Annotated in this window: 18 protein-coding genes and 1 tRNA gene; 6 read left to right on the forward strand and 13 right to left on the reverse strand. The window is 55.4% G+C overall.

The features are described from left to right. The first annotated feature begins 181 nt into the window (after positions 1–181). Positions 182–988, forward strand: coding sequence for a DUF4225 domain-containing protein (locus ACMGG5_RS01785; protein WP_023306876.1), 807 nt, complete (start codon positions 182–184; stop codon positions 986–988). On the opposite strand, the gene ACMGG5_RS01790 is transcribed toward ACMGG5_RS01785, so the two are convergent. The 3 genes from ACMGG5_RS01790 to actS all read right to left on the reverse strand — a co-directional run bounded on the left by ACMGG5_RS01790 (position 985) and on the right by actS (position 2,793). Next, entirely contained in the window at positions 985–1,299 is a 315-nt protein-coding gene (locus ACMGG5_RS01790) for a hypothetical protein (protein ID WP_090418557.1), read from the reverse strand. The genes ACMGG5_RS01785 and ACMGG5_RS01790 overlap by 4 nt on opposite strands. A gap of 596 nt (positions 1,300–1,895) precedes the next feature. Next, positions 1,896–1,969, reverse strand: a tRNA-Gly gene (locus ACMGG5_RS01795). An 80-nt stretch (positions 1,970–2,049) separates the two neighbouring features. Beyond that, on the reverse strand, positions 2,050–2,793 hold the full coding sequence (gene actS, locus ACMGG5_RS01800) for an amidase activator ActS (RefSeq protein ID WP_420277414.1): 744 nt from the start codon (positions 2,791–2,793) through the stop codon (positions 2,050–2,052). A 163-nt stretch (positions 2,794–2,956) separates the two neighbouring features. On the opposite strand from actS, the gene idi reads away from it, so the two are divergent. Continuing rightward, a complete protein-coding gene (idi, locus tag ACMGG5_RS01805; protein ID WP_032650117.1) occupies positions 2,957–3,499 on the forward strand; it encodes an isopentenyl-diphosphate Delta-isomerase in 543 nt (180 codons plus the stop codon). A 38-nt stretch (positions 3,500–3,537) separates the two neighbouring features. Here idi and lysS read toward each other — a convergent pair whose 3' ends face one another. The 5 genes from lysS to xerD all read right to left on the reverse strand — a co-directional run bounded on the left by lysS (position 3,538) and on the right by xerD (position 9,631). Further along, entirely contained in the window at positions 3,538–5,055 is a 1,518-nt protein-coding gene (gene lysS, locus ACMGG5_RS01810; RefSeq protein ID WP_048991826.1) for a lysine--tRNA ligase, read from the reverse strand. 9 nt (positions 5,056–5,064) lie between these two features. Next, positions 5,065–6,163, reverse strand: a protein-coding gene (gene prfB, locus ACMGG5_RS01815) for a peptide chain release factor 2 (protein ID WP_096059326.1) whose coding sequence is annotated in 2 segments (ribosomal slippage) — positions 5,065–6,087 and positions 6,089–6,163 — 1,098 coding nt in all. Because the reading frame shifts where the segments join, the coding sequence is not laid out codon by codon here. Positions 6,164–6,253: 90 nt separating this feature from the next. After that, positions 6,254–7,987 carry a single-stranded-DNA-specific exonuclease RecJ gene (recJ, locus tag ACMGG5_RS01820; protein WP_061714508.1) on the reverse strand — a complete coding sequence of 578 codons (1,734 nt, stop codon included), beginning with the start codon at positions 7,985–7,987 and terminating at the stop codon, positions 6,254–6,256. 5 nt (positions 7,988–7,992) lie between these two features. Next, complete coding sequence (dsbC, locus tag ACMGG5_RS01825) at positions 7,993–8,706, reverse strand: bifunctional protein-disulfide isomerase/oxidoreductase DsbC (RefSeq protein ID WP_420277416.1); 714 nt, start codon at positions 8,704–8,706, stop codon at positions 7,993–7,995. A 28-nt stretch (positions 8,707–8,734) separates the two neighbouring features. After that, positions 8,735–9,631: a site-specific tyrosine recombinase XerD gene (gene xerD, locus ACMGG5_RS01830; RefSeq protein WP_023309098.1), complete on the reverse strand. Its 897-nt coding sequence runs from the start codon at positions 9,629–9,631 to the stop codon at positions 8,735–8,737. 101 nt (positions 9,632–9,732) lie between these two features. On the opposite strand from xerD, the gene fldB reads away from it, so the two are divergent. Beyond that, complete coding sequence (gene fldB / locus ACMGG5_RS01835; protein ID WP_032650124.1) at positions 9,733–10,254, forward strand: flavodoxin FldB; 522 nt, start codon at positions 9,733–9,735, stop codon at positions 10,252–10,254. Positions 10,255–10,260: 6 nt separating this feature from the next. Here the strand turns inward: fldB and ACMGG5_RS01840 are convergent, their stop codons facing one another. Further along, complete coding sequence (locus ACMGG5_RS01840; protein WP_023326024.1) at positions 10,261–10,671, reverse strand: protein YgfX; 411 nt, start codon at positions 10,669–10,671, stop codon at positions 10,261–10,263. Next, complete coding sequence (gene sdhE / locus ACMGG5_RS01845) at positions 10,652–10,918, reverse strand: FAD assembly factor SdhE (protein ID WP_006178375.1); 267 nt, start codon at positions 10,916–10,918, stop codon at positions 10,652–10,654. Before sdhE ends, ACMGG5_RS01840 begins: the two co-directional genes overlap by 20 nt. A gap of 294 nt (positions 10,919–11,212) precedes the next feature. Between sdhE and ygfZ the strand changes: the two genes are divergently transcribed. Then, on the forward strand, positions 11,213–12,193 hold the full coding sequence (gene ygfZ / locus ACMGG5_RS01850) for a tRNA-modifying protein YgfZ (protein WP_248272385.1): 981 nt from the start codon (positions 11,213–11,215) through the stop codon (positions 12,191–12,193). A gap of 99 nt (positions 12,194–12,292) precedes the next feature. On the opposite strand, the gene trhA is transcribed toward ygfZ, so the two are convergent. Beyond that, positions 12,293–12,952 (reverse strand): PAQR family membrane homeostasis protein TrhA, encoded by a 660-nt coding sequence (trhA, locus tag ACMGG5_RS01855; RefSeq protein ID WP_024906580.1) that lies wholly within the window; start codon positions 12,950–12,952, stop codon positions 12,293–12,295. Between the two features lie 265 nt (positions 12,953–13,217). Here trhA and ACMGG5_RS01860 point away from each other — a divergent pair, with 265 nt between their 5' ends. Together ACMGG5_RS01860 and ACMGG5_RS01865 are read left to right on the forward strand one after the other, a co-directional pair. Next, positions 13,218–13,949: a MurR/RpiR family transcriptional regulator gene (locus tag ACMGG5_RS01860; protein ID WP_032650129.1), complete on the forward strand. Its 732-nt coding sequence runs from the start codon at positions 13,218–13,220 to the stop codon at positions 13,947–13,949. Between the two features lie 116 nt (positions 13,950–14,065). Further along, positions 14,066–15,499: a 6-phospho-beta-glucosidase gene (locus tag ACMGG5_RS01865; RefSeq protein ID WP_248272386.1), complete on the forward strand. Its 1,434-nt coding sequence runs from the start codon at positions 14,066–14,068 to the stop codon at positions 15,497–15,499. A 75-nt stretch (positions 15,500–15,574) separates the two neighbouring features. Here the strand turns inward: ACMGG5_RS01865 and ACMGG5_RS01870 are convergent, their stop codons facing one another. Together ACMGG5_RS01870 and gcvP are read right to left on the reverse strand one after the other, a co-directional pair. Next, positions 15,575–16,318: an SDR family oxidoreductase gene (locus ACMGG5_RS01870; protein WP_048991815.1), complete on the reverse strand. Its 744-nt coding sequence runs from the start codon at positions 16,316–16,318 to the stop codon at positions 15,575–15,577. Between the two features lie 70 nt (positions 16,319–16,388). Continuing rightward, positions 16,389–19,262: an aminomethyl-transferring glycine dehydrogenase gene (gene gcvP / locus ACMGG5_RS01875; protein ID WP_420277418.1), complete on the reverse strand. Its 2,874-nt coding sequence runs from the start codon at positions 19,260–19,262 to the stop codon at positions 16,389–16,391. Positions 19,263–19,343: the final 81 nt, after the last annotated feature.

The raw sequence follows: 19,343 nt of genomic DNA on the forward strand, positions 1-19,343 counted from the left end.
GGGCCTGGGCTGACGGTCTAGCAGATCACCAACAGAGCCGGGGATATTTTGAACAGGAGAATGTAAACTGGAAGGATAAAGCAACGGGACACCCACGGGGGCGGGTTGTGAAAGTATTTCCTGTTGTCTTCGACCTTATTGCACGTAAAATGACCAGACACATTTTGGGAGGGAGTCTTTAATGGATATTGCGCTGCTCAACAGGGGCTGGAACAGAACATGGTCAGATACCATGGTAAATCTGGAAGCCCGGAAACTCGTCGAAACTGCAAATCGGCTATCAGCATTCTATTTGCAAGATGGGATAACACGTATCAAGTTTGTCGAAGAGATAAGGCAGGTTGTAGAGAAAGAATTTGAAACTGCACGACGGGCCAAAACCGATGAAGAATGCATTGCATGCATCAAAAATCTGCGTGCCGAAACAGATAATCTGCAAGAACAAGAACGCTTGTTAAGAACCAGAGCCGCCCAACTTTATGCAAAGGTCGAGTTTGTCAGGGAAAACAATAAAATCGTCGGATACGTGATTTCGGCAATCCATATAGTGGTATCTGGAGCAGCATTATTTGGTGGGATGGTTATGATGTCCACTATGACCCCTGTTGGAGTTCTTGCAGGAGCAGTTTTATTTGTTGATGGTATTAACGGTATAACAAAAGAAGCAAGCCATCTTCGCTATGGTGAACAATCCAAATCGGAAGGAATTTTTGCTGATGGCGCAATGGAGACCGCACAATTTATGGGGTTTAGCCCAAAAAGTGGATTAGCTCTTTATAATACGGTGACTCTAGGGGCGAGTGTCTATAGTATCTTCGGCTTAGCAAGGAAACCCGGAGCTTGGCGATTATTCCGTTGGCTGCCGCGTGATTACTACCGAAAAGTTGACACAATGAGCAAGCCTAAGCTAACCATGAAAATCGCTGGATATGGTGTCAAAGCGAAAGTCATTTTTGATCTTCTGGCTACTGATAACAGTACTAATTAAGATTTGTTCGCTCTACAGAATCGCCAAGATTTATAAGCAAGTACAGGCGGTTGTATAAAAATTGCAACCGCTGCGCCACAAGAAAGGCCAATAGCACCAGAGAAAACACTCTGCTCAGATGCGAACATCACAAGAAAAATGAATACAGCAAGGCAACCGGATACAACCCACACGGCAAGAATAAATCGCCTGGCCAGGTCCCTGATTGCATTCCCCAACGTTCCACCATAGCTTTCAACGTTGTTCTTTATCTTCTTCAAATCCGATGGTGTAAAGCCAGAACCCAACAAAGCCTCATCAGTAACATCCATATTGTCCTCTCCGCATTTCTTAACTGGCAATGGCACACATAATCATAGTGATGAACTTTACAGTAATCCACATGATGTTTGTGCAATGTATCAGATTTCAGACAATAGAAGCCATAAAGCCCCGTTAGTGGTACAAGCAACAAGCGGAGCATAGCGACTGCATCAGGCCAACCTGGTTGGTTTCGCTTTGCGAAAGTCACCAGTGACCAAATCAGATTGTCAGAGGGATCACACCTTATCAGGGTGCTCGTGTACCTTTCGGAGCGTGAGCGAAGCGCTGGCAGGGCCTGCATATCGTGTGCAGGTACGTTTACCACTATACACCTGTTTACGCAGCCACAAGGCCGCACATCGGGCTTAAATGCGTATGATCAATCTGTTCGGGAGTTATGCCAGGTATGCGGCTTTTTGTTCGTTGTTTTGCTGTCGCGGTAAGAACCTGGAACCACCGCCAGCGTGATGATATGCTCCCTTGTACCACAGACCAATCACGCGACAGGTGCGGGCGTAGAACAATGGGTAGTTTAAGTTGTACCTGCTAAAGCGGGGCAACGTAACTAACTGATAAATCATAACCTGTTGATTTATCAGGAGATTGGAGCGGGCGAAGGGAATCGAACCCTCGTATAGAGCTTGGGAAGCTCTCGTTCTACCATTGAACTACGCCCGCTTTGAGGTGCGTATGGCATTATAGACCTTACGCACCTTCATACAAGCCTCTTCACAACTAACCGGCGATAAAATAATCACTTAGCACTTCGGTTTGCTGCCGGGCGCAGGAAGATAACGCTGCGGATCGATGGCCGTCGCCTTATAGCGAATCTGGAAATGCAGCTTCACCGAATCCGTACCGGTACTGCCCATGGTGGCAATCTTCTGCCCGGCTTTGACGTTCTGCCCGTTGTTGACCAGCATCGTGTCGTTGTGCGCATAGGCCGTGATGTAGTCTTCGCCATGCTTAATCATGATCAGGTTACCGTAGCCGCGCAGCTGGTTACCCACATAAACCACCTTCCCGGCTCCGGAGGCATAAACCGGCGTACCGCGCGCAGCGGCGATATCAATCCCCTTGTTACCACCCTCAGAGAGTGAGTAAGGGGCGACCACTTTACCGCTGGCAGGCCAAATCCAGCAGCGCTGTCCAACCGGCGGCCATGACGATTGCGGCACCTGATAGGACGGCGTCACTTTGGCGGTTTTGCCTTTCGAAGAGGATTTTTTACCCGAGGACGTTCCGCCGCTCACCTTCAGCTGCTGCCCCACCTCGATGGTGTAGGGCGGAGAAAGATTATTCATCCGCGCCAGATCCTTCACGCTGGTCCCCGTTGCGCGCGAAATCCGGTACAGGGTGTCCCCGCGTTTGACGGTGTAGACCGAACCGGAATAGCTTCCCGTATCCGAAGATTTGCTCCCTGAACAGCCCGCCAGGAATAGCGTCAACGTCAGGCAAAAAACAGCGGTAATGGGATTTTTCGTCAGGCTTCCTGCAAACAAAACAGATCCTCGGTCAGCGTGAATGGCGCCCTATGATAACAGCCAAAACGAACAGGGGTCATGCCCTTTTCCGCTCTACGAGCCAAACCGTTCGTATAAGAATGCAGTATAATGCTTCGGCTGATGGTGCTGAACCACTCGGCATTTTGGCACTGGAGCATCAATGAGTATTCAAGAACACGTTATTTTGGTAAACGACCAGGGAATGGTGATTGGCACTCAGGAAAAATATGCCGCGCACACGTTACATACCCCGCTGCATCTGGCGTTCTCTTCCTGGCTTTTTAACGCAAAAGGCGAATGTCTGATCACCCGGCGCGCCTTAAGCAAAAAAGCCTGGCCCGGCGTCTGGACCAACTCCGTCTGCGGCCACCCGCAGTCCGGCGAAGAGACGATACAGGCGATAATCCGCCGCTGCCGCTTTGAAGTGGGCGCGGAACTGGCCGATATCACCGCCGTCGCCCCTGAATTTCGCTATCGGGAAACCGACCCGTCCGGGATCGTGGAAAACGAAATTTGCCCGGTATTCGCCGCCCGCATCACCAATGACGTGACGATAAACGAAGATGAAGTGATGGACTATCAGTGGGTTGAGCTGGACGCGTTATTCCGCGCGCTGGACGCGACGCCCTGGGCATTTAGCCCGTGGATGGTCATGGAAGCGACGACCGCCCGCGAAAAACTCAAAGCCTTCGCGGCGCAATAAAAAAGCCCCTTTCGGGGCTTTTTTTACATCTTAATGTCTTATTTCACCGGGCGCATCGCCGGGAACAGGATCACGTCGCGGATGGTGTGGCTGTTAGTGAACAGCATTACCATACGGTCGATACCAATCCCCAGACCCGCCGTTGGTGGCAGACCGTGCTCCAGCGCGGTCACGTAGTCTTCGTCGAAGAACATCGCTTCGTCGTCGCCTGCCGCTTTCGCGTCAACCTGATCCTGGAAGCGCTGAGCCTGGTCTTCCGCATCGTTCAGCTCGCTAAAGCCGTTGCCGATTTCACGGCCGCCGATGAAGAATTCGAAACGATCGGTGATCTCCGGGTTCTCGTCATTACGACGCGCCAGCGGAGAGACTTCAGCCGGGTATTCGGTGATAAAGGTCGGCTGAATCAGGTGCGCTTCGGCGACTTCTTCGAAGATCTCGGTCACGATACGGCCCAGACCCCAGCTCTTCTCAACCTTGATACCGATGCTGTCGGCGATCGCTTTCGCAGAATCGAAGTTATCCAGATCCGCCATGTTGGTTTCCGGACGGTACTTCTTGATCGCTTCGCGCATGGTCAGTTTTTCGAACGGCTTGCCGAAGTCGAAGACTTCTTCACCGTAAGGGACCTGCGTGGTGCCCAGAATATCCTGCGCCAGGGTACGGAACAGGGATTCGGTCAGCTCGATCAGATCTTTGTAATCCGCATACGCCATGTAGAGTTCCATCATGGTGAACTCTGGGTTATGACGAACGGAGATACCTTCGTTACGGAAGTTACGGTTGATCTCGAACACGCGATCAAAACCACCAACGACCAGACGCTTCAGGTACAGTTCCGGCGCGATACGCAGGTACATGTCCAGGTCCAGGGCGTTGTGATGGGTGATGAACGGACGTGCAGATGCGCCGCCAGGGATCACCTGCATCATTGGTGTTTCCACTTCCATAAAGTCGCGGTTCACCATGAACTGGCGGATACCGGCCATGATCTGGGAGCGAATTTTGAAGGTCTTGCGGGATTCATCGTTAGAGATGAGATCCAGGTAACGCTGACGGTAGCGCGCTTCCTGATCCTGCAGGCCGTGGAATTTGTCCGGCAGCGGGCGCAGGGCTTTGGTCAGCAGACGCAGCTCGGTGCAGTGGATAGACAGTTCACCGGTTTTGGTTTTGAACAGTTTACCTTTTGCGCCCAGGATATCGCCAAGGTCCCACTTCTTGAACTGCTCGTTGTATATGCCTTCCGGCAGATCGTCACGGGAAACGTACAGCTGGATACGGCCGCCAACGTCCTGCAGGGTCACGAAGGAAGCTTTACCCATGATACGACGGGTCATCATGCGGCCTGCAACGGCCACTTCAACGTTCAGCGCTTCCAGCTCTTCGTTCTCTTTCGCGTCGAAGTCAGCGTGCAGTTGGTCTGAGGTGTGGTCACGACGAAAATCGTTCGGGAACGGCACGCCCTGCTCGCGCAGCGCTGCCAGCTTCTCGCGGCGGGTTTTCAGTTCGTTGTTAAGATCGACTACCGCGTCAGCGCCCTGTGCTTGTTGTTCAGACATGTTGGTTCCTCATAACCCTGCTTTCAAACTTGCTTCGATAAATTGGTCCAGGCTGCCGTCCAGCACCGCCTGCGTGTTGCGGGTTTCAACCCCGGTACGCAGGTCTTTGATGCGGGAGTCATCTAGGACGTAAGAACGGATCTGGCTGCCCCAGCCGATGTCGGACTTGTTGTCTTCCATCGCCTGTTTCTCAGCATTTTTCTTCTGCATCTCCAGCTCATAAAGCTTCGCTTTCATCTGCTTCATGGCCTGGTCTTTGTTCTTATGCTGGGAACGGTCGTTCTGGCATTGCGTGACCAGCCCGGTTGGAATGTGGGTAATACGCACCGCCGATTCCGTACGGTTAACGTGCTGGCCGCCCGCGCCGGATGCGCGATAAACGTCGATACGCAGGTCCGCCGGGTTAATTTCGATATCGATATCTTCGTCAACTTCCGGGTAAACGAACGCGGAGCTGAAGGAGGTATGACGACGGCCGCCGGAGTCGAACGGGCTCTTACGCACCAGGCGGTGAACGCCGGTTTCAGTACGCAGCCAGCCGTAGGCGTAGTCACCGATGATCTTAATGGTGACGGATTTAATACCGGCCACTTCACCTTCAGACTCTTCGATAATTTCAGTTTTGAAGCCGCGCGCTTCTGCCCAACGCAGGTACATGCGCGTCAGCATGCTGGCCCAGTCCTGCGCTTCAGTACCGCCAGAACCTGCCTGAATATCAAGATAGCAGTCAGCGCTGTCGTATTCGCCGGAGAACATGCGACGGAATTCAAGCTGCGCCAGCTTCTCTTCCAGCACGTCGAGTTCTGCCACGGCTTCGTTAAAGGTTTCTTCGTCGTCGGCTTCGACGGCCAGCTCCAGCAAACCGGAAACATCTTCCAGCCCCTGGGCCATTTGATCCAGCGTATCTACGATAGCTTCGAGAGAGGAACGCTCTTTACCCAGCGCCTGTGCGCGTTCAGGTTCGTTCCAGACGTCCGGCTGTTCCAGCTCGGCGTTTACTTCTTCAAGACGCTCTTTCTTGGCATCGTAGTCAAAGATACCCCCTAAGAACGTCAGAGCGCTCCGTGAGGTCCTGAATACGGTTTTTTACCGGATTAATTTCAAACATGGTCTGTTTTCTTTTATGGACTTGTCAAAATGCGGTGATAAGAGCGGGATTGTACCGAATCCACGCCCTTTTTTATAGAGATTACTGCCGCTAAATTGGCCAGATATTGTCGATGATGATCTGAAGGGTGCGGTTACCGCGAAACTCGTTGATGTCCAGTTTGTACGCCAGCTCGACCTCGCGCACGCCGTTGTCCGGCCATACCGCTGTGTCAACGTTAAAGGCAATACCGTCCAGCAGCGGGCCGCCGCCGACCGGTTCAACCATCACCTTCAGATGACGTTCACCGACGATACGCTGTTGCAGCAGGCGGAAACGCCCGTCGAACAGCGGCTCCGGGAACATCTGTCCCCATGGACCGGCATCGCGGAGCATTTGCGCCACGTCCATCGTCATCTCAAGCGGTGAAAGCTCGCCATCGGACACCACTTCCCCCTGCAACAGGGCCGGGTCGATCCAGTCGGTGACCAGTTCACCAAACAGCCGCTGGAACTCGTCGAACTTCGTCTCTTCCAGCGACAGGCCCGCCGCCATCGCATGGCCGCCAAACTTGATCATCAGACCCGGATACAGCGTATCGAGACGCTCCAGCGCATCGCGCATGTGCAGACCCTGGATTGAGCGGCCAGAGCCTTTGAGCGTGCCGTCGCCCGCGGGGGCGAACGCGATCACCGGACGGTGGAAACGCTCTTTAATGCGCGACGCCAGAATGCCGACGACGCCCTGATGCCACTCTGGATGGTACATCGCCAGACCGCCCGGCAGCGTATCGCCGCTGCGCTCAAGTTTTTCGCACAGGGTCAGCGCCTCGGCCTGCATCCCCTGCTCAATCTCTTTACGGGTCTGGTTCAGCGCGTCCAGCTCATTGGCCAGCACGCGTGCTTCACCAATGTTATCGCACAGCAGCAGCGCCACGCCGACGGACATATCGTCCAGCCTTCCTGCCGCGTTCAGGCGCGGCCCGAGGGCAAAGCCCAAATCGCTTGCCGCCAGCTTGAGCGGGTCGCGGTTGGCGATTTCCAGCAGCGCCTTGATCCCCGGACGGCACTTGCCTGCCCGGATGCGGCTTAAGCCCTGCCAGGTCAAAATGCGGTTATTAGTATCAAGCGGCACCACGTCCGCGACGGTACCCAGCGCCACCAGATCGAGATATTCGGCCAGGTTCGGTACGGCAATACCGCGGGAGTCGAACCAGCCCTTGTCGCGTAACAGGGTACGTAACGCCAGCATCAGATAAAACGCCACGCCCACGCCTGCGAGGGATTTCGACGGGAAATCGCAGTCGCGCAGGTTGGGATTAATAATCGCTTCCGCATCTGGCAGCGTTTCGCCCGGCAGGTGGTGATCGGTGACCAGCACCGGGATCCCCAAAGCGTGAGCATGATCGACGCCCGCATGGGAAGAGATCCCGTTATCGACGGTCATGATCATCTGTGCACCGCGGGCGTGGGCCTGATCGACCACTTCCGGGCTGAGGCCATAGCCGTCTTCGAAACGGTTCGGCACCAGATACGTGACGTTATCGCAGCCCAGCGCGCGCAGGCTGAGCACGCTCAGCGCGGTGCTGGTTGCGCCGTCGGCGTCGAAATCCCCTACCACCACAATCCGCGTTCCCTCACGAAGCGCGTTGTAGAGCATTTCAGTGGCTTTTTCGATACCGCTCAGCTGCTGCCAGGGCAGCATCCCTTTCACGCTGCGTTCAAGATCCTCAGCGCTACGCACGCCGCGGCTGGCGTAGAGGCGCTTAAGCAGCGCCGGGAGTTCGTCTGGCAAATCAACCGGTTCAACCGCCTCGCGGCGGCGCAATTTTATTGGGGCTTTCACGCGGATTATTTACCACCAAACTGTTTCTGGTGCGCGTCGAGGAACTCTTTCATCTCTTTCGGTCCCTGATAGCCCGGAACGACATAGCCGTTGCTCAGGACAATCGCTGGCGTACCGTTAACGCCAAACTGCACGCCAAGCGCGTAGTGGTTAGCAATATCAATGTCGCAGGAGGCCGGCTTAACGCCTTTGCCGTTCATCGCGTCGTCAAACGCTTTGTTGCGGTCTTTCGCACACCAGATGGCCTTCATGTCCTGCTCTGGCTGGCTCTGCACGCCCGCGCGCGGGAAGGCCAGATAGCGCACGGTAATACCCAGCGCGTTGTAATCTTTCATCTCTTCATGCAGCTTGCGGCAGTAGCCGCAGGTGATGTCGGTGAAGACGGTAATGACGTGTTTTTCCTGCGCCGCCTTATAGACGATCATCTCTTTTTCGAGCGCGTTCAGGTTTTTCATCAGCAGCTGGTTGGTCACGTTTACCGGCTGCGCGCCGCTCACGTCGTACATTGGTCCCTGAATAATGTGTTTGCCATCTTCGGTGACGTACAGCACGCCGCTGCTCGTCAGCACCGTTTTCATGCCGGCAACCGGTGCAGGCTGAATATCGCTGCCGGTGACGCCAAGCTTAGCCAGCGACTGTTTGATGGCGGCGTCGTCCGCATGGGCGAAACCGGTAAATGAGGCTGCCAGCAGGGTGAACAGCGCGAAAGACTTTTTCATAAGTGTTCCTGTTACAATTCGTCGGCACTCACGCACGAGGGTGGTGCTGTTGGTGTAGCTGCCGCAGGCGTTCCGTCGCGACATGGGTGTAAATTTGCGTCGTGGAAAGATCGCTGTGCCCCAGCAGCATCTGCACTACGCGTAAATCAGCGCCGTGGTTTAACAGATGCGTCGCGAAGGCGTGACGCAATACGTGCGGCGAAAGCTTTTCACTGTCGATACCCGCCAGTGTGGCGTAATGCTTGATGCGGTGCCAGAACGTTTGCCGCGTCATCTGCTGCGCGCGCTGGCTTGGAAACAGGACGTCGATAGACGTACCATTGAGCAGCCACGGACGACCATGCTCCAGGTACGTTTCCAGCCAGTAAACCGCCTCTTCACCCAGCGGAACCAGCCTTTCCTTGTTTCCTTTACCGATGACGCGCACCACGCCCTGACGCAGGCTGATGTCGCTCATCGTCAGACCAACCAGTTCCGAAACGCGCAGGCCGGTAGCATACAATAGCTCAAGCATGGCTTTATCGCGTAACTCCAGCGGCAGGTCAACAGCAGGTGACTGTAATAATCTCTCAACTTGTGCTTCGCTGAGATCTTTCGGCAGCCGCTGCGGGAGCTTAGGGGATGCCAGCAGCGCGCTGGGATCGTCCTCGCGGATCTTCTCACGGTAGAGATGCTGGAACAGCCGACGCATGGCGCTGAGTAAACGTGCGGAACTGGTGGCTTTATAGCCCCCCGCGATACGTTCCCCCAGCAGCGCCTGCAGGTCGTCACGCTGTGCACTCGCAAGGGATAACCCCCGGTGCGCAAGCCACTCCACCAGCATGGTGAGATCGCGACGGTAGGCGCTAAGGGTATTCTCGGCCAGGTTTTTCTCCAGCCACAGCGCGTCGAGAAACTGTTCGATCAGTGCGAGATCCTTTTCCACATCAGCCCCTTTGATTCTGCAGTCAGGCCATTATGCCTGATTGCGACCGGTTTCTGGTACACTACGCGCAAAGTCAAAGCAAGAATTGAGATAGTTACGCGATGAATATTGGTCTGTTCTATGGTTCCAGCACCTGCTACACCGAAATGGCGGCAGAGAAAATTCGCGACATCATTGGCCCGGAACTGGTGACGTTGCATAACCTGAAAGATGACGCGCTTACGCTGATGGAGCAGTATGACGTGCTGATCCTCGGCATCCCGACATGGGATTTCGGCGAGATACAGGAAGACTGGGAAGCTATCTGGGACCAGCTTGATACGCTCAACCTCGAAGGCAAAATCATTGCCATGTACGGCATGGGGGATCAGCTGGGTTACGGGGAGTGGTTCCTGGACGCGCTCGGCATGCTGCACGATAAGCTGGCGCCGAAAGGGGTATCGTTCATCGGCTACTGGCCAACCGAAGGTTACGAGTTCACCAGTAAAAAGCCGATTATTGCCGACGGCGAGCTGTTTGTTGGGCTCGCGCTGGATGAAACCAACCAGTACGATCTCAGCGATGAGCGCCTGCAAAGCTGGTGCGAGCAGATCCTGGGCGAAATGGCAGAGAAGTTTAGCTAACGCGCGTTACCCCTGCGTCGTCTGTTGTAGCAACATCCGGCGCAGGTCTCGCCACTCGGCAGCATCCATACTGTCAGCCGCCAGCCAAAGATGCTGGCAACGCCCGCCGTCCACCTTGCGTAACCGTAACATCATGCCGCAGTTGAGCATCCAGGGCATACCGAGGATATCCCACTCTTTACCCTGCCAGCGCAGGCGGGAATCCATCAGTAATTTAATCTCTCCCTGGCGGGCATTAATTCGACGCTGGCTGCGTACGCTGTCAAAAACGACAAACGACAGTAACAGCAGCCACAGCGGCGTATAGCTCAGCGGCCACGGCATCAGTAACACAATGGCCGCAACCAGGCCGTGGAGCAATAAAGACATCCACTGCGAGCGCCACGAGACGCGAAGATCAGATTGCCACAGGACCACGTTCCCGATTCCGTGTTTGAATTAATTGCACCATCCGTTGCAACTCGGTGTCGGCGGGTTTGCCGTGGTTCATCAGCCAGTTGAATAAATCCGGATCGTCAGACTCAAGCAGTCGAACAAACAGACGCTTATCATCGTCGCTTAAGGTGTCATACTCATATTCGAAGAAAGGCATGATGGAAATATCAAGTTCACGCATGCCGCGGCGGCACGCCCAGTGAATACGGGCCTTGTTGTTAATATCCATGTTCAGTTTCCTGCATTACGTTTGGCACAGTCGGTACCCCCTTCAGTGTTCTTTATTTCTCTACGGGGACACCAGCTAGTGTAACGTGTTTTTGACCGTTTCATTACTGGAATATTGCGATCGCCGAGCAGGCTTCCAGAATAATCCCCACAAAGACAGCGGATTACATTATTTTGCGTAGCGCTACGCATAACCGGTTTAAGGCACAAATGGTCTGCTGAAAGCGCTTGCATTGCCTGCAGGCTCTTTTACCATTAGGCATTATCAAAGCGTTAAGCAATTCAGGATATCGTTATGGCCTTTACACCATTTTCTCCTCGCCAGCCCGCCGCCTCTGCGCGTCTGCCGCTGACGCTTATTTCTCTTGATGACTGGGCGCTGGCAACGCTCACCGGTGCCGACGCCGAAAAATACCTGCAGGGCCAGGTGACCGCCGACGTCAGCCAGATGACCGAACACCAGCACCTGCTGGCCGCGCATTGTGACCCAAAAGGCAAAATGTGGAGCAACCTGCGCCTCTTCCGCCGCCAGGACGGCTTTGCCTTCATTGAGCGCCGCAGCCTGCAAGAGGCCCAGCTCAAGGAGCTGAAAAAGTACGCGGTCTTTTCCAAAGTTACTATCACCCCGGACGACGAACATGTCCTGCTGGGTGTGGCCGGTTTCCAGGCGCGTGCGGCGCTGAAAAATCTGTTCAGCGAACTGCCGGATGCGGAAAAGCAGGTGGTCAGCGAAGGCGCGACATCCATCCTGTGGTTTGAACACCCGGCGGAGCGTTTCCTGTTAGTCACGGATGAGGCAACTGCCGAACGCGTCACCGAGGCGCTGCGCGGCGAAGCGCAGCTCAACAACAGTCAGCAGTGGCTGGCGCTGAACATCGAAGCGGGTCTGCCGATCATTGACGCCGCAAACAGCGCGCAGTTTATTCCTCAGGCAACCAACCTGCAGGCGCTGGGAGGAATCAGCTTTAAAAAGGGCTGTTACACCGGCCAGGAGATGGTGGCGCGTGCGAAATTCCGCGGAGCAAACAAACGTGCGCTGTGGACGCTGGCGGGCCATGCCAGCCGTGTACCTGAAGCGGGTGAAGACTTAGAGCTGAAGATGGGTGATAACTGGCGCCGCACCGGCACCGTATTAGCCGCTGTACAGCTGGATGATGGACGCCTTTTGGTACAGGCCGTCATGAACAACGACATGGAGGCTGACAGCGTGTTTCGCGTGCGTGACGATGCGAACACACTGAGCATCGAGCCGCTGCCGTATTCTCTGGAAGAGTGATGCTGTATCGCCCGGTGGCGCTGCGCTTACCGGGCCTACGGTTTTGGTGTCCTCCCTCTCCCTGTGGGAGAGGGCCGGGGTGAGGCACGGTGGAAAAAACTACGCCTGCCCCACATACAGATAAATAGCCAAAAAGTGGCACACGCTGCCGCCCAGCACAAAGCCGTGCCAGATGGCATGGTTGTACGGGATGCGCTTGCAGACGTAGAAAATCACGCCGAGCGAGTACACCACACCGCCTAAGGCCAGAAGCGTCACGCCCCCTACCGACAGTTTGACTGCCAGTTGATACACCACAATCAGCGACAGCCAGCCCATCGTCAGATAGGTGACCAGTGACAGCACCTTAAACCGGTGCGCTATGGTCAGCTTAAACAGGATCCCCAGCAGTGCCAGGCTCCAGATAACAATCATCAGGCCACGCGACAGCGGCGAGTTGAGCCCCACCAGCAAAAACGGTGTGTAGGTGCCTGCAATCAGAAGATAGATAGCGCAGTGGTCAAATTTCTTGAGCCACGTCTTGGCTCGCTGATGCGGGATCGCGTGATACAGCGTCGACGCCAGGAACAGCAGGATCATACTCCCGCCATACAGGCTGTAGCTGGTAATGGCCATCGCGCTGGCATTGGTGTCCACCGCCTGCACCAGCAATAACACTAAACCGACAATCCCAAACACCAGGCCAATGCCGTGGCTGATGCTGTTGGCTACTTCCTCAGCCAGCGAATATCCCTGTGCGATTAATGGTCTGCTCACCATACAAAACTCCGGGAAAACAAAAGATGATTATTCATCGCATAACTATGCTAACTGAGAATGATTCCAGTGAACACCTGTTAGCTAAAATAATTTCATTTCAAAATTTATACCTAAAAATCATAGATATAAAGAAATCTTTCACCTAACAATTGTTCACATAAAAATTTAATCATTATGAATCAAGAGCATAAAAATGGATCCTGCCGTCCGGGTGCATGTTATGATGTGACGATGAGGTCAGAATAAGAGTTATGCCATTGTGAGTATGTTCACCCACTCCGCCATTGCCAGTCTCAATAACCTGGAGATGATGGTCTACAACTATGTCATAAAAAATCGTGACAAAGTCATGTACATGACCATCCGCGAGCTGGCGGATGCGGCAGATGTCTCAACCACAACTATCCTGCGCTTTTGCCGCAAGCTTAACTGCGAAGGCTATTCTGAATTCCGCGTGCGCTTTAAGCTTTATCTTGAACAGAACGAGCCCCAGCAGGCGAACTTCGGTGCCAGCGAAATTATCAGCTTTTTTAAAAGCGTGAATAATGAAGAGTTCGACGCGTTATTAGATAGTGCGGTCGATATTATTTTATCATCGGAACGCATTATATTTGTCGGCGCAGGGACATCGGGTTCGCTGGCAAAATATGGCGCACGTTTCTTTTCTAATATCGGAAAATTCAGCAACCATATTGATGACCCTTATTTCCCGGTCACCAATGATATGGCGAAAAATGCGCTGGCGATCGTGCTCTCCGTCTCGGGCGAGACCGAGGAGATCCTGCGCTTCGCCAGCCAGTTCAGCCTGCATCACTGCAAAGTGCTCTCCATTACCAGCCATGAGCACTCGCGCCTCGCAAAGCTGGCGGACTTTAATCTCTCCTGGCATGTTCCTCAGACGCGTATTGCAGGCGTCTACGACATCACCACGCAAATTCCCGTCATTTATATTCTGGAGTCTCTGGGACGTAAACTGGCGAAGAAACTCACAGAATAAAACACCCTGTTTTTTTGATGTGACAAATCACATTATGCACACCTTGTTATATCGTGACATTTAATTTCGCTTTGCTAGACTCGATGCCAATAAGCCATTTATTGAGAATAGCAGCGATGAAAAAATTGACCTTACCAAAAGATTTTTTATGGGGCGGCGCGGTTGCGGCTCACCAGGTAGAAGGCGGCTGGAACAAAGGCGGTAAAGGGCCAAGCATTTGCGATGTATTGACCGGCGGCGCACACGGCGTGCCGCGTGAAATCACGCAGGACGTGGTGCCGGGGAAATATTATCCCAATCATGAGGCGATTGATTTCCACGGCCACTATAAAGAAGACATCAAGCTGTTTGCCGAGATGGGCTTCAAGTGTTTCCGCACCTCTATTGCCTGGACGCGTATCTTCCCGAACGGTGACGAAACGCAGCCAAACGAAGAGGGTCTGAAATTTTACGACGACATGTTCGATGAGCTGCTGAAGTACAACATTGAACCGGTAATCACCCTCTCCCACTTCGAAATGCCGCTGCACCTGGTGAAGGAGTACGGTAGCTGGACCAACCGTAAAGTGGTCGATTTCTTTGTGCGCTTCGCGGAAGTGGTCTTCGAGCGCTACAAAAACAAGGTCAAATACTGGATGACCTTCAACGAAATCAACAACCAGCGTAACTGGCGCGCACCGCTGTTCGGCTACTGCTGCTCGGGCGTGGTCTACACCGAATATGAAAATCCGGAAGAGACCATGTATCAGGTCCTGCACCACCAGTTTGTGGCCAGCGCCCTGGCGGTGAAAGCCGCGCGCCGCATCAACCCGGAGATGAAAGTCGGCTGCATGCTGGCGATGGTGGCGCTCTATCCGTTCTCCTGCAAACCGGAAGACGTGATGTTCGCCCAGGAATCAATGCGCGAGCGCTACGTCTTTACCGATGTCCAGCTGCGCGGCTACTACCCGTCCTACGTGCTGAACGAATGGGAGCGCCGTGGCTTCTCCATTAAAATGGAAGCGGATGACGAGCAGATCCTGCGTGAAGGCACCTGCGACTACCTGGGCTTCAGCTACTACATGACCAACGCGGTGAAGGCGGAAGGCGGTACCGGCGATGCCATTTCCGGTTTCGAAGGCAGCGTACCGAACCCGCACGTGAAGGCCTCCGACTGGGGCTGGCAGATTGACCCGGTAGGCCTGCGCTATTCCCTGTGCGAACTGTACGAACGTTATCAGAAGCCGCTGTTTATCGTGGAAAACGGGTTCGGCGCTTACGATAAAGTCGAAGAAGACGGCAGCATCAACGACGACTATCGTATCGACTACCTGCGTGCCCACGTGGAAGAGATGATCAAAGCCGTGACGCACGATGGCGTGGATCTGATGGGCTATACGCCATGGGGCTGTATCGACTGCGTGTCGTTCACCACCGGCCAGTACAGCAAGCGCTACGGCTTTATCTATGTGAACAAGCACGACGACGGCACGGGCGACATGTCGCGTTCCCGTAAGAAGAGCTTCGAGTGGTATAAAAGCGTGATTGCCAGCAACGGCGAAGCGTTGTGATTTTTTGCCCGGTGGCGCTGCGCTTACCGGGCCTACACGAATGGTAGGCCGGGTAAGGCGAAGCCGCCACCCGGCTTATTTCCCGCCCGCCAGCTCTATAAAACTGCCCGTTACGTACGACGCCTTTTCGCTCAGCAGCCAGACAATCGCCTGGGCGACCTCTTCCGGCTGGCCGCCGCGCTGCATCGGCAGCAACGCTTTCACGCGATCCACTCGCCCCGGCTCTCCGCCGGACGCATGAATATCGGTATAAATCAGACCCGGACGGACGCAGTTGACGCGAATGCCCTGCGCCGCGACCTCAAGCGATAAACCCGTTGTCAGCGAATCCACCGCCCCCTTCGACGCGGCATAATCCACATATTCACCCGGCGCGCCCAGACGTGACGCCGCGGAAGAGACGTTCACTATCGCCCCACCCTTGCCGCCGTGTTTGAAGGACATGCGCTTTACCGCTTCCCGGCAGCAGAGGAAGTAGCCCGTGACGTTGGTCGCCAGGACGCGGTTAATGCGCTCAGCGGAGAGATTCTCGATAGTGGATTGCTCAAACAGAATTCCCGCATTATTGACCAGCGCGGTCAGCGGCTCACCTTCACGATCGAGGCTGTTAAACATCGCCAGCACCTGAGCTTCATCGCTGATGTCTGCACGGACGGCAAAGGCTTTACCGCCTGCATCCACAATCTGCCTGATGACGTCCGTCGCGGCGTTAATGTTGTGATGATAGTTCACCGCCACGGTGTAGCCTTCGCGAGCCAGCTGCAGCGCGGTGGCTTTACCGATGCCGCGGCTGGCGCCGGTGACCAGTGCAATTGCCATTATCTTCTCCCAATAAAAAAGCCGGGTAGCGGCTTCGCCTTACCCGGCCTACGTTACTACAGCAGCAATGTTACTGGTATTCGCTCATCGGCACGCAGGAGCAGAACAGGTTACGGTCGCCGTAGACGTCATCAAGACGCTTCACGGTCGGCCAGTATTTGTTCGCCACGCCTGCCGGGAAGACCGCCAGCTCGCGGGAATAGCCGTGGTTCCACTCTGCCACCATTTCGTGCTGGGTGTGCGGGGCGTTAACCAGCGGGTTATCTTCCAGCGTCCACTCGCCGTCCTGCACGCGGTCGATCTCCATGCGGATGGCCAGCATCGCGTCGATAAAGCGGTCCAGCTCGGCTTTGCTTTCAGATTCCGTTGGCTCCACCATCAGCGTGCCCGCAACCGGGAACGACATGGTTGGCGCGTGGAAGCCGTAGTCGATCAGACGCTTGGCGATATCCAGCTCGCTGATGCCGGTCTGCTCTTTCAGCGGACGAATATCCAGAATGCACTCGTGCGCCACGCGACCGTCGCGGCCGGTATAGAGCACCGGGAAGGCGGACTTCAGGCGAGTCGCAATATAGTTGGCGTTCAGGATCGCCACCTGGCTCGCCTGCTTCAGCCCTTCCGCGCCCATCATGCGGATATACATCCAGCTGATTGGCAGGATAGAGGCGCTACCGAACGGTGCCGCTGAGACCGCTCCCTGACGGGTCAGCATGCCTTCAATCTGCACCACGCTGTGGCCCGGCACAAACGGCGCCAGATGCGCTTTCACGCCGATTGGCCCCATGCCCGGGCCGCCACCGCCGTGCGGGATGCAGAAGGTTTTGTGCAGGTTCAGGTGCGACACGTCCGCGCCGATAAAGCCCGGCGAGGTAATGCCCACCTGAGCGTTCATGTTTGCACCGTCGAGGTAAACCTGACCGCCGAACTGGTGCACGACTTCGCACACTTCACGGATGGTTTCTTCGTACACACCGTGGGTAGACGGGTAGGTCACCATGATGCAGGAGAGCTTGTCGCCCGCCTGCTCGGCTTTCGCACGCAGGTCGGCCAGATCGATGTTGCCGTTCTTATCGCACGCCACCACCACAACTTCCATGCCCGCCATCTGGGCAGAGGCCGGGTTGGTACCGTGGGCGGAGCTTGGGATCAGGCAGATATCGCGGTGGCCTTCGTTGCGGCTTTCGTGATAGTGACGGATCGCCAGCAGGCCCGCATATTCACCCTGCGCGCCGGAGTTCGGCTGCATGCAGAGCGCGTCGTAACCGGTCAGCTTCACCAGCCAGTCGGAAAGCTGGTTGATCATCATGTGATAACCTTCCGCCTGCTCTGGCGGGCAGAACGGGTGCAGCTCGGAGAATTCTGGCCAGGTGATCGGGATCATCTCTGCCGCGGCGTTCAGCTTCATGGTGCAGGAGCCCAGCGGGATCATCGCCTGGTTCAACGCCAGATCCTTGCGCTCCAGAGAGTGCATGTAACGCATCATCTCGGTCTCGCTGTGGTAGCGATTAAAGACCGGGTGCGTCAGGATGGCGTCGTTACGCAGCATGCTGTCCTGAATGGAGCGGCTGTCGAGCGCAACTTCTTTGTCGAGCGCATCAATGTCCAGACCGTGCGCATCACCCAGCAGCACGCTGAACAGGTTCAGGATATCGTCGCGGGTGGTGCTTTCATCCAGCGTAATGCCGACGGCGTTGTGAATGTCGCTGCGCAGGTTGATCTCTGCCGCATTCGCGCGCGCCAGCACGGCCGCTTTGTCCGCCACGTCCACGCACAGGGTGTCGAAGTAGTGGGGGTGGCGCAGCTTAAGGCCTTTCTGCTGCAGACCGCAGGCCAGAATATCGGCCAGGCGGTGAATGCGGCTGGCAATGCGTTTCAGGCCAGCCGGGCCGTGGAACACGGCGTACAGGCTGGCGATGTTTGCCAGCAGCACCTGTGAGGTACAGATGTTGGAGTTCGCTTTCTCGCGGCGGATATGCTGCTCGCGGGTCTGCATCGCCATGCGCAGCGCGGTGTTACCGGCAGCATCTTTTGAGACGCCGATAATACGGCCAGGCATGGAGCGTTTGAATTCATCTTTCGCGCCGAAGAACGCCGCGTGCGGGCCGCCGTAGCCCATCGGTACGCCGAAGCGTTGTGCGGAGCCGAATACGATATCTGCGCCCTGTTTACCCGGCGCCGTCAGCAGCACCAGCGCCATAAAATCGGCGGCAACGCTGACAACCACTTTGCGGGATTTCAGCTCGGCAATCAGCGCGCCGTAGTCGTGTACTTCACCCGTCGTACCTACCTGCTGCAGCAGCACGCCGAAGACGTCCTGATGATCCAGCGCTTTGTCGGCGTCGTCGACGATCACGTCAAAGCCGAAGGTCTCTGCGCGAGTACGCACCACGTCCAGCGTCTGCGGATGCACGTCCGCCGCGACGAAGAAGCGGTTGGCATTTTTCAGCTTGCTCACGCGTTTTGCCATCGCCATCGCTTCGGCGGCGGCGGTGGCTTCATCCAGCAGAGAAGCAGAGGCGATATCCATGCCTGTCAGGTCCAGCGTCACCTGCTGGAAGTTCAGCAAAGCTTCCAGACGGCCCTGGGAAACTTCTGGCTGATACGGGGTGTAAGCGGTGTACCAGCCCGGGTTTTCCAGCATGTTGCGCAGGATAACCGGCGGCAGCTGCACGTTGGTGTAGCCCATGCCAATGTAAGACTTATAGCGCTTATTCAGGCCGGCAATAGCCTTCAGCTCCGCCAGCGCGGCGAATTCCGTAGTGGCTTCCCCCACCTGAGGCGGCGTGGCAAGCTGGATGTCTTTTGGCACTATCTGGCCGATCAGTGCGTTTAATGAATCCGCGCCAACCGTCTTCAGCATCTCCTGCTGTTGCTGAGCATCCGGCCCAATGTGACGTTCAATGAAGGCGCCACGGTTTTCAAGCTGGCTTAAAGTCTGTGTCATGAGCGATGGTTCCTGAAACGTGCAGTGAATCGTAGTTATCTGTAACGCTGTTGCCCGGTGGCGCTAACGCTTACCGGGCCT

This window comes from Enterobacter sp. BNK-34, from assembly GCF_048684445.1.
Classification (GTDB): Bacteria; Pseudomonadota; Gammaproteobacteria; order Enterobacterales; family Enterobacteriaceae; genus Enterobacter; species Enterobacter pseudoroggenkampii.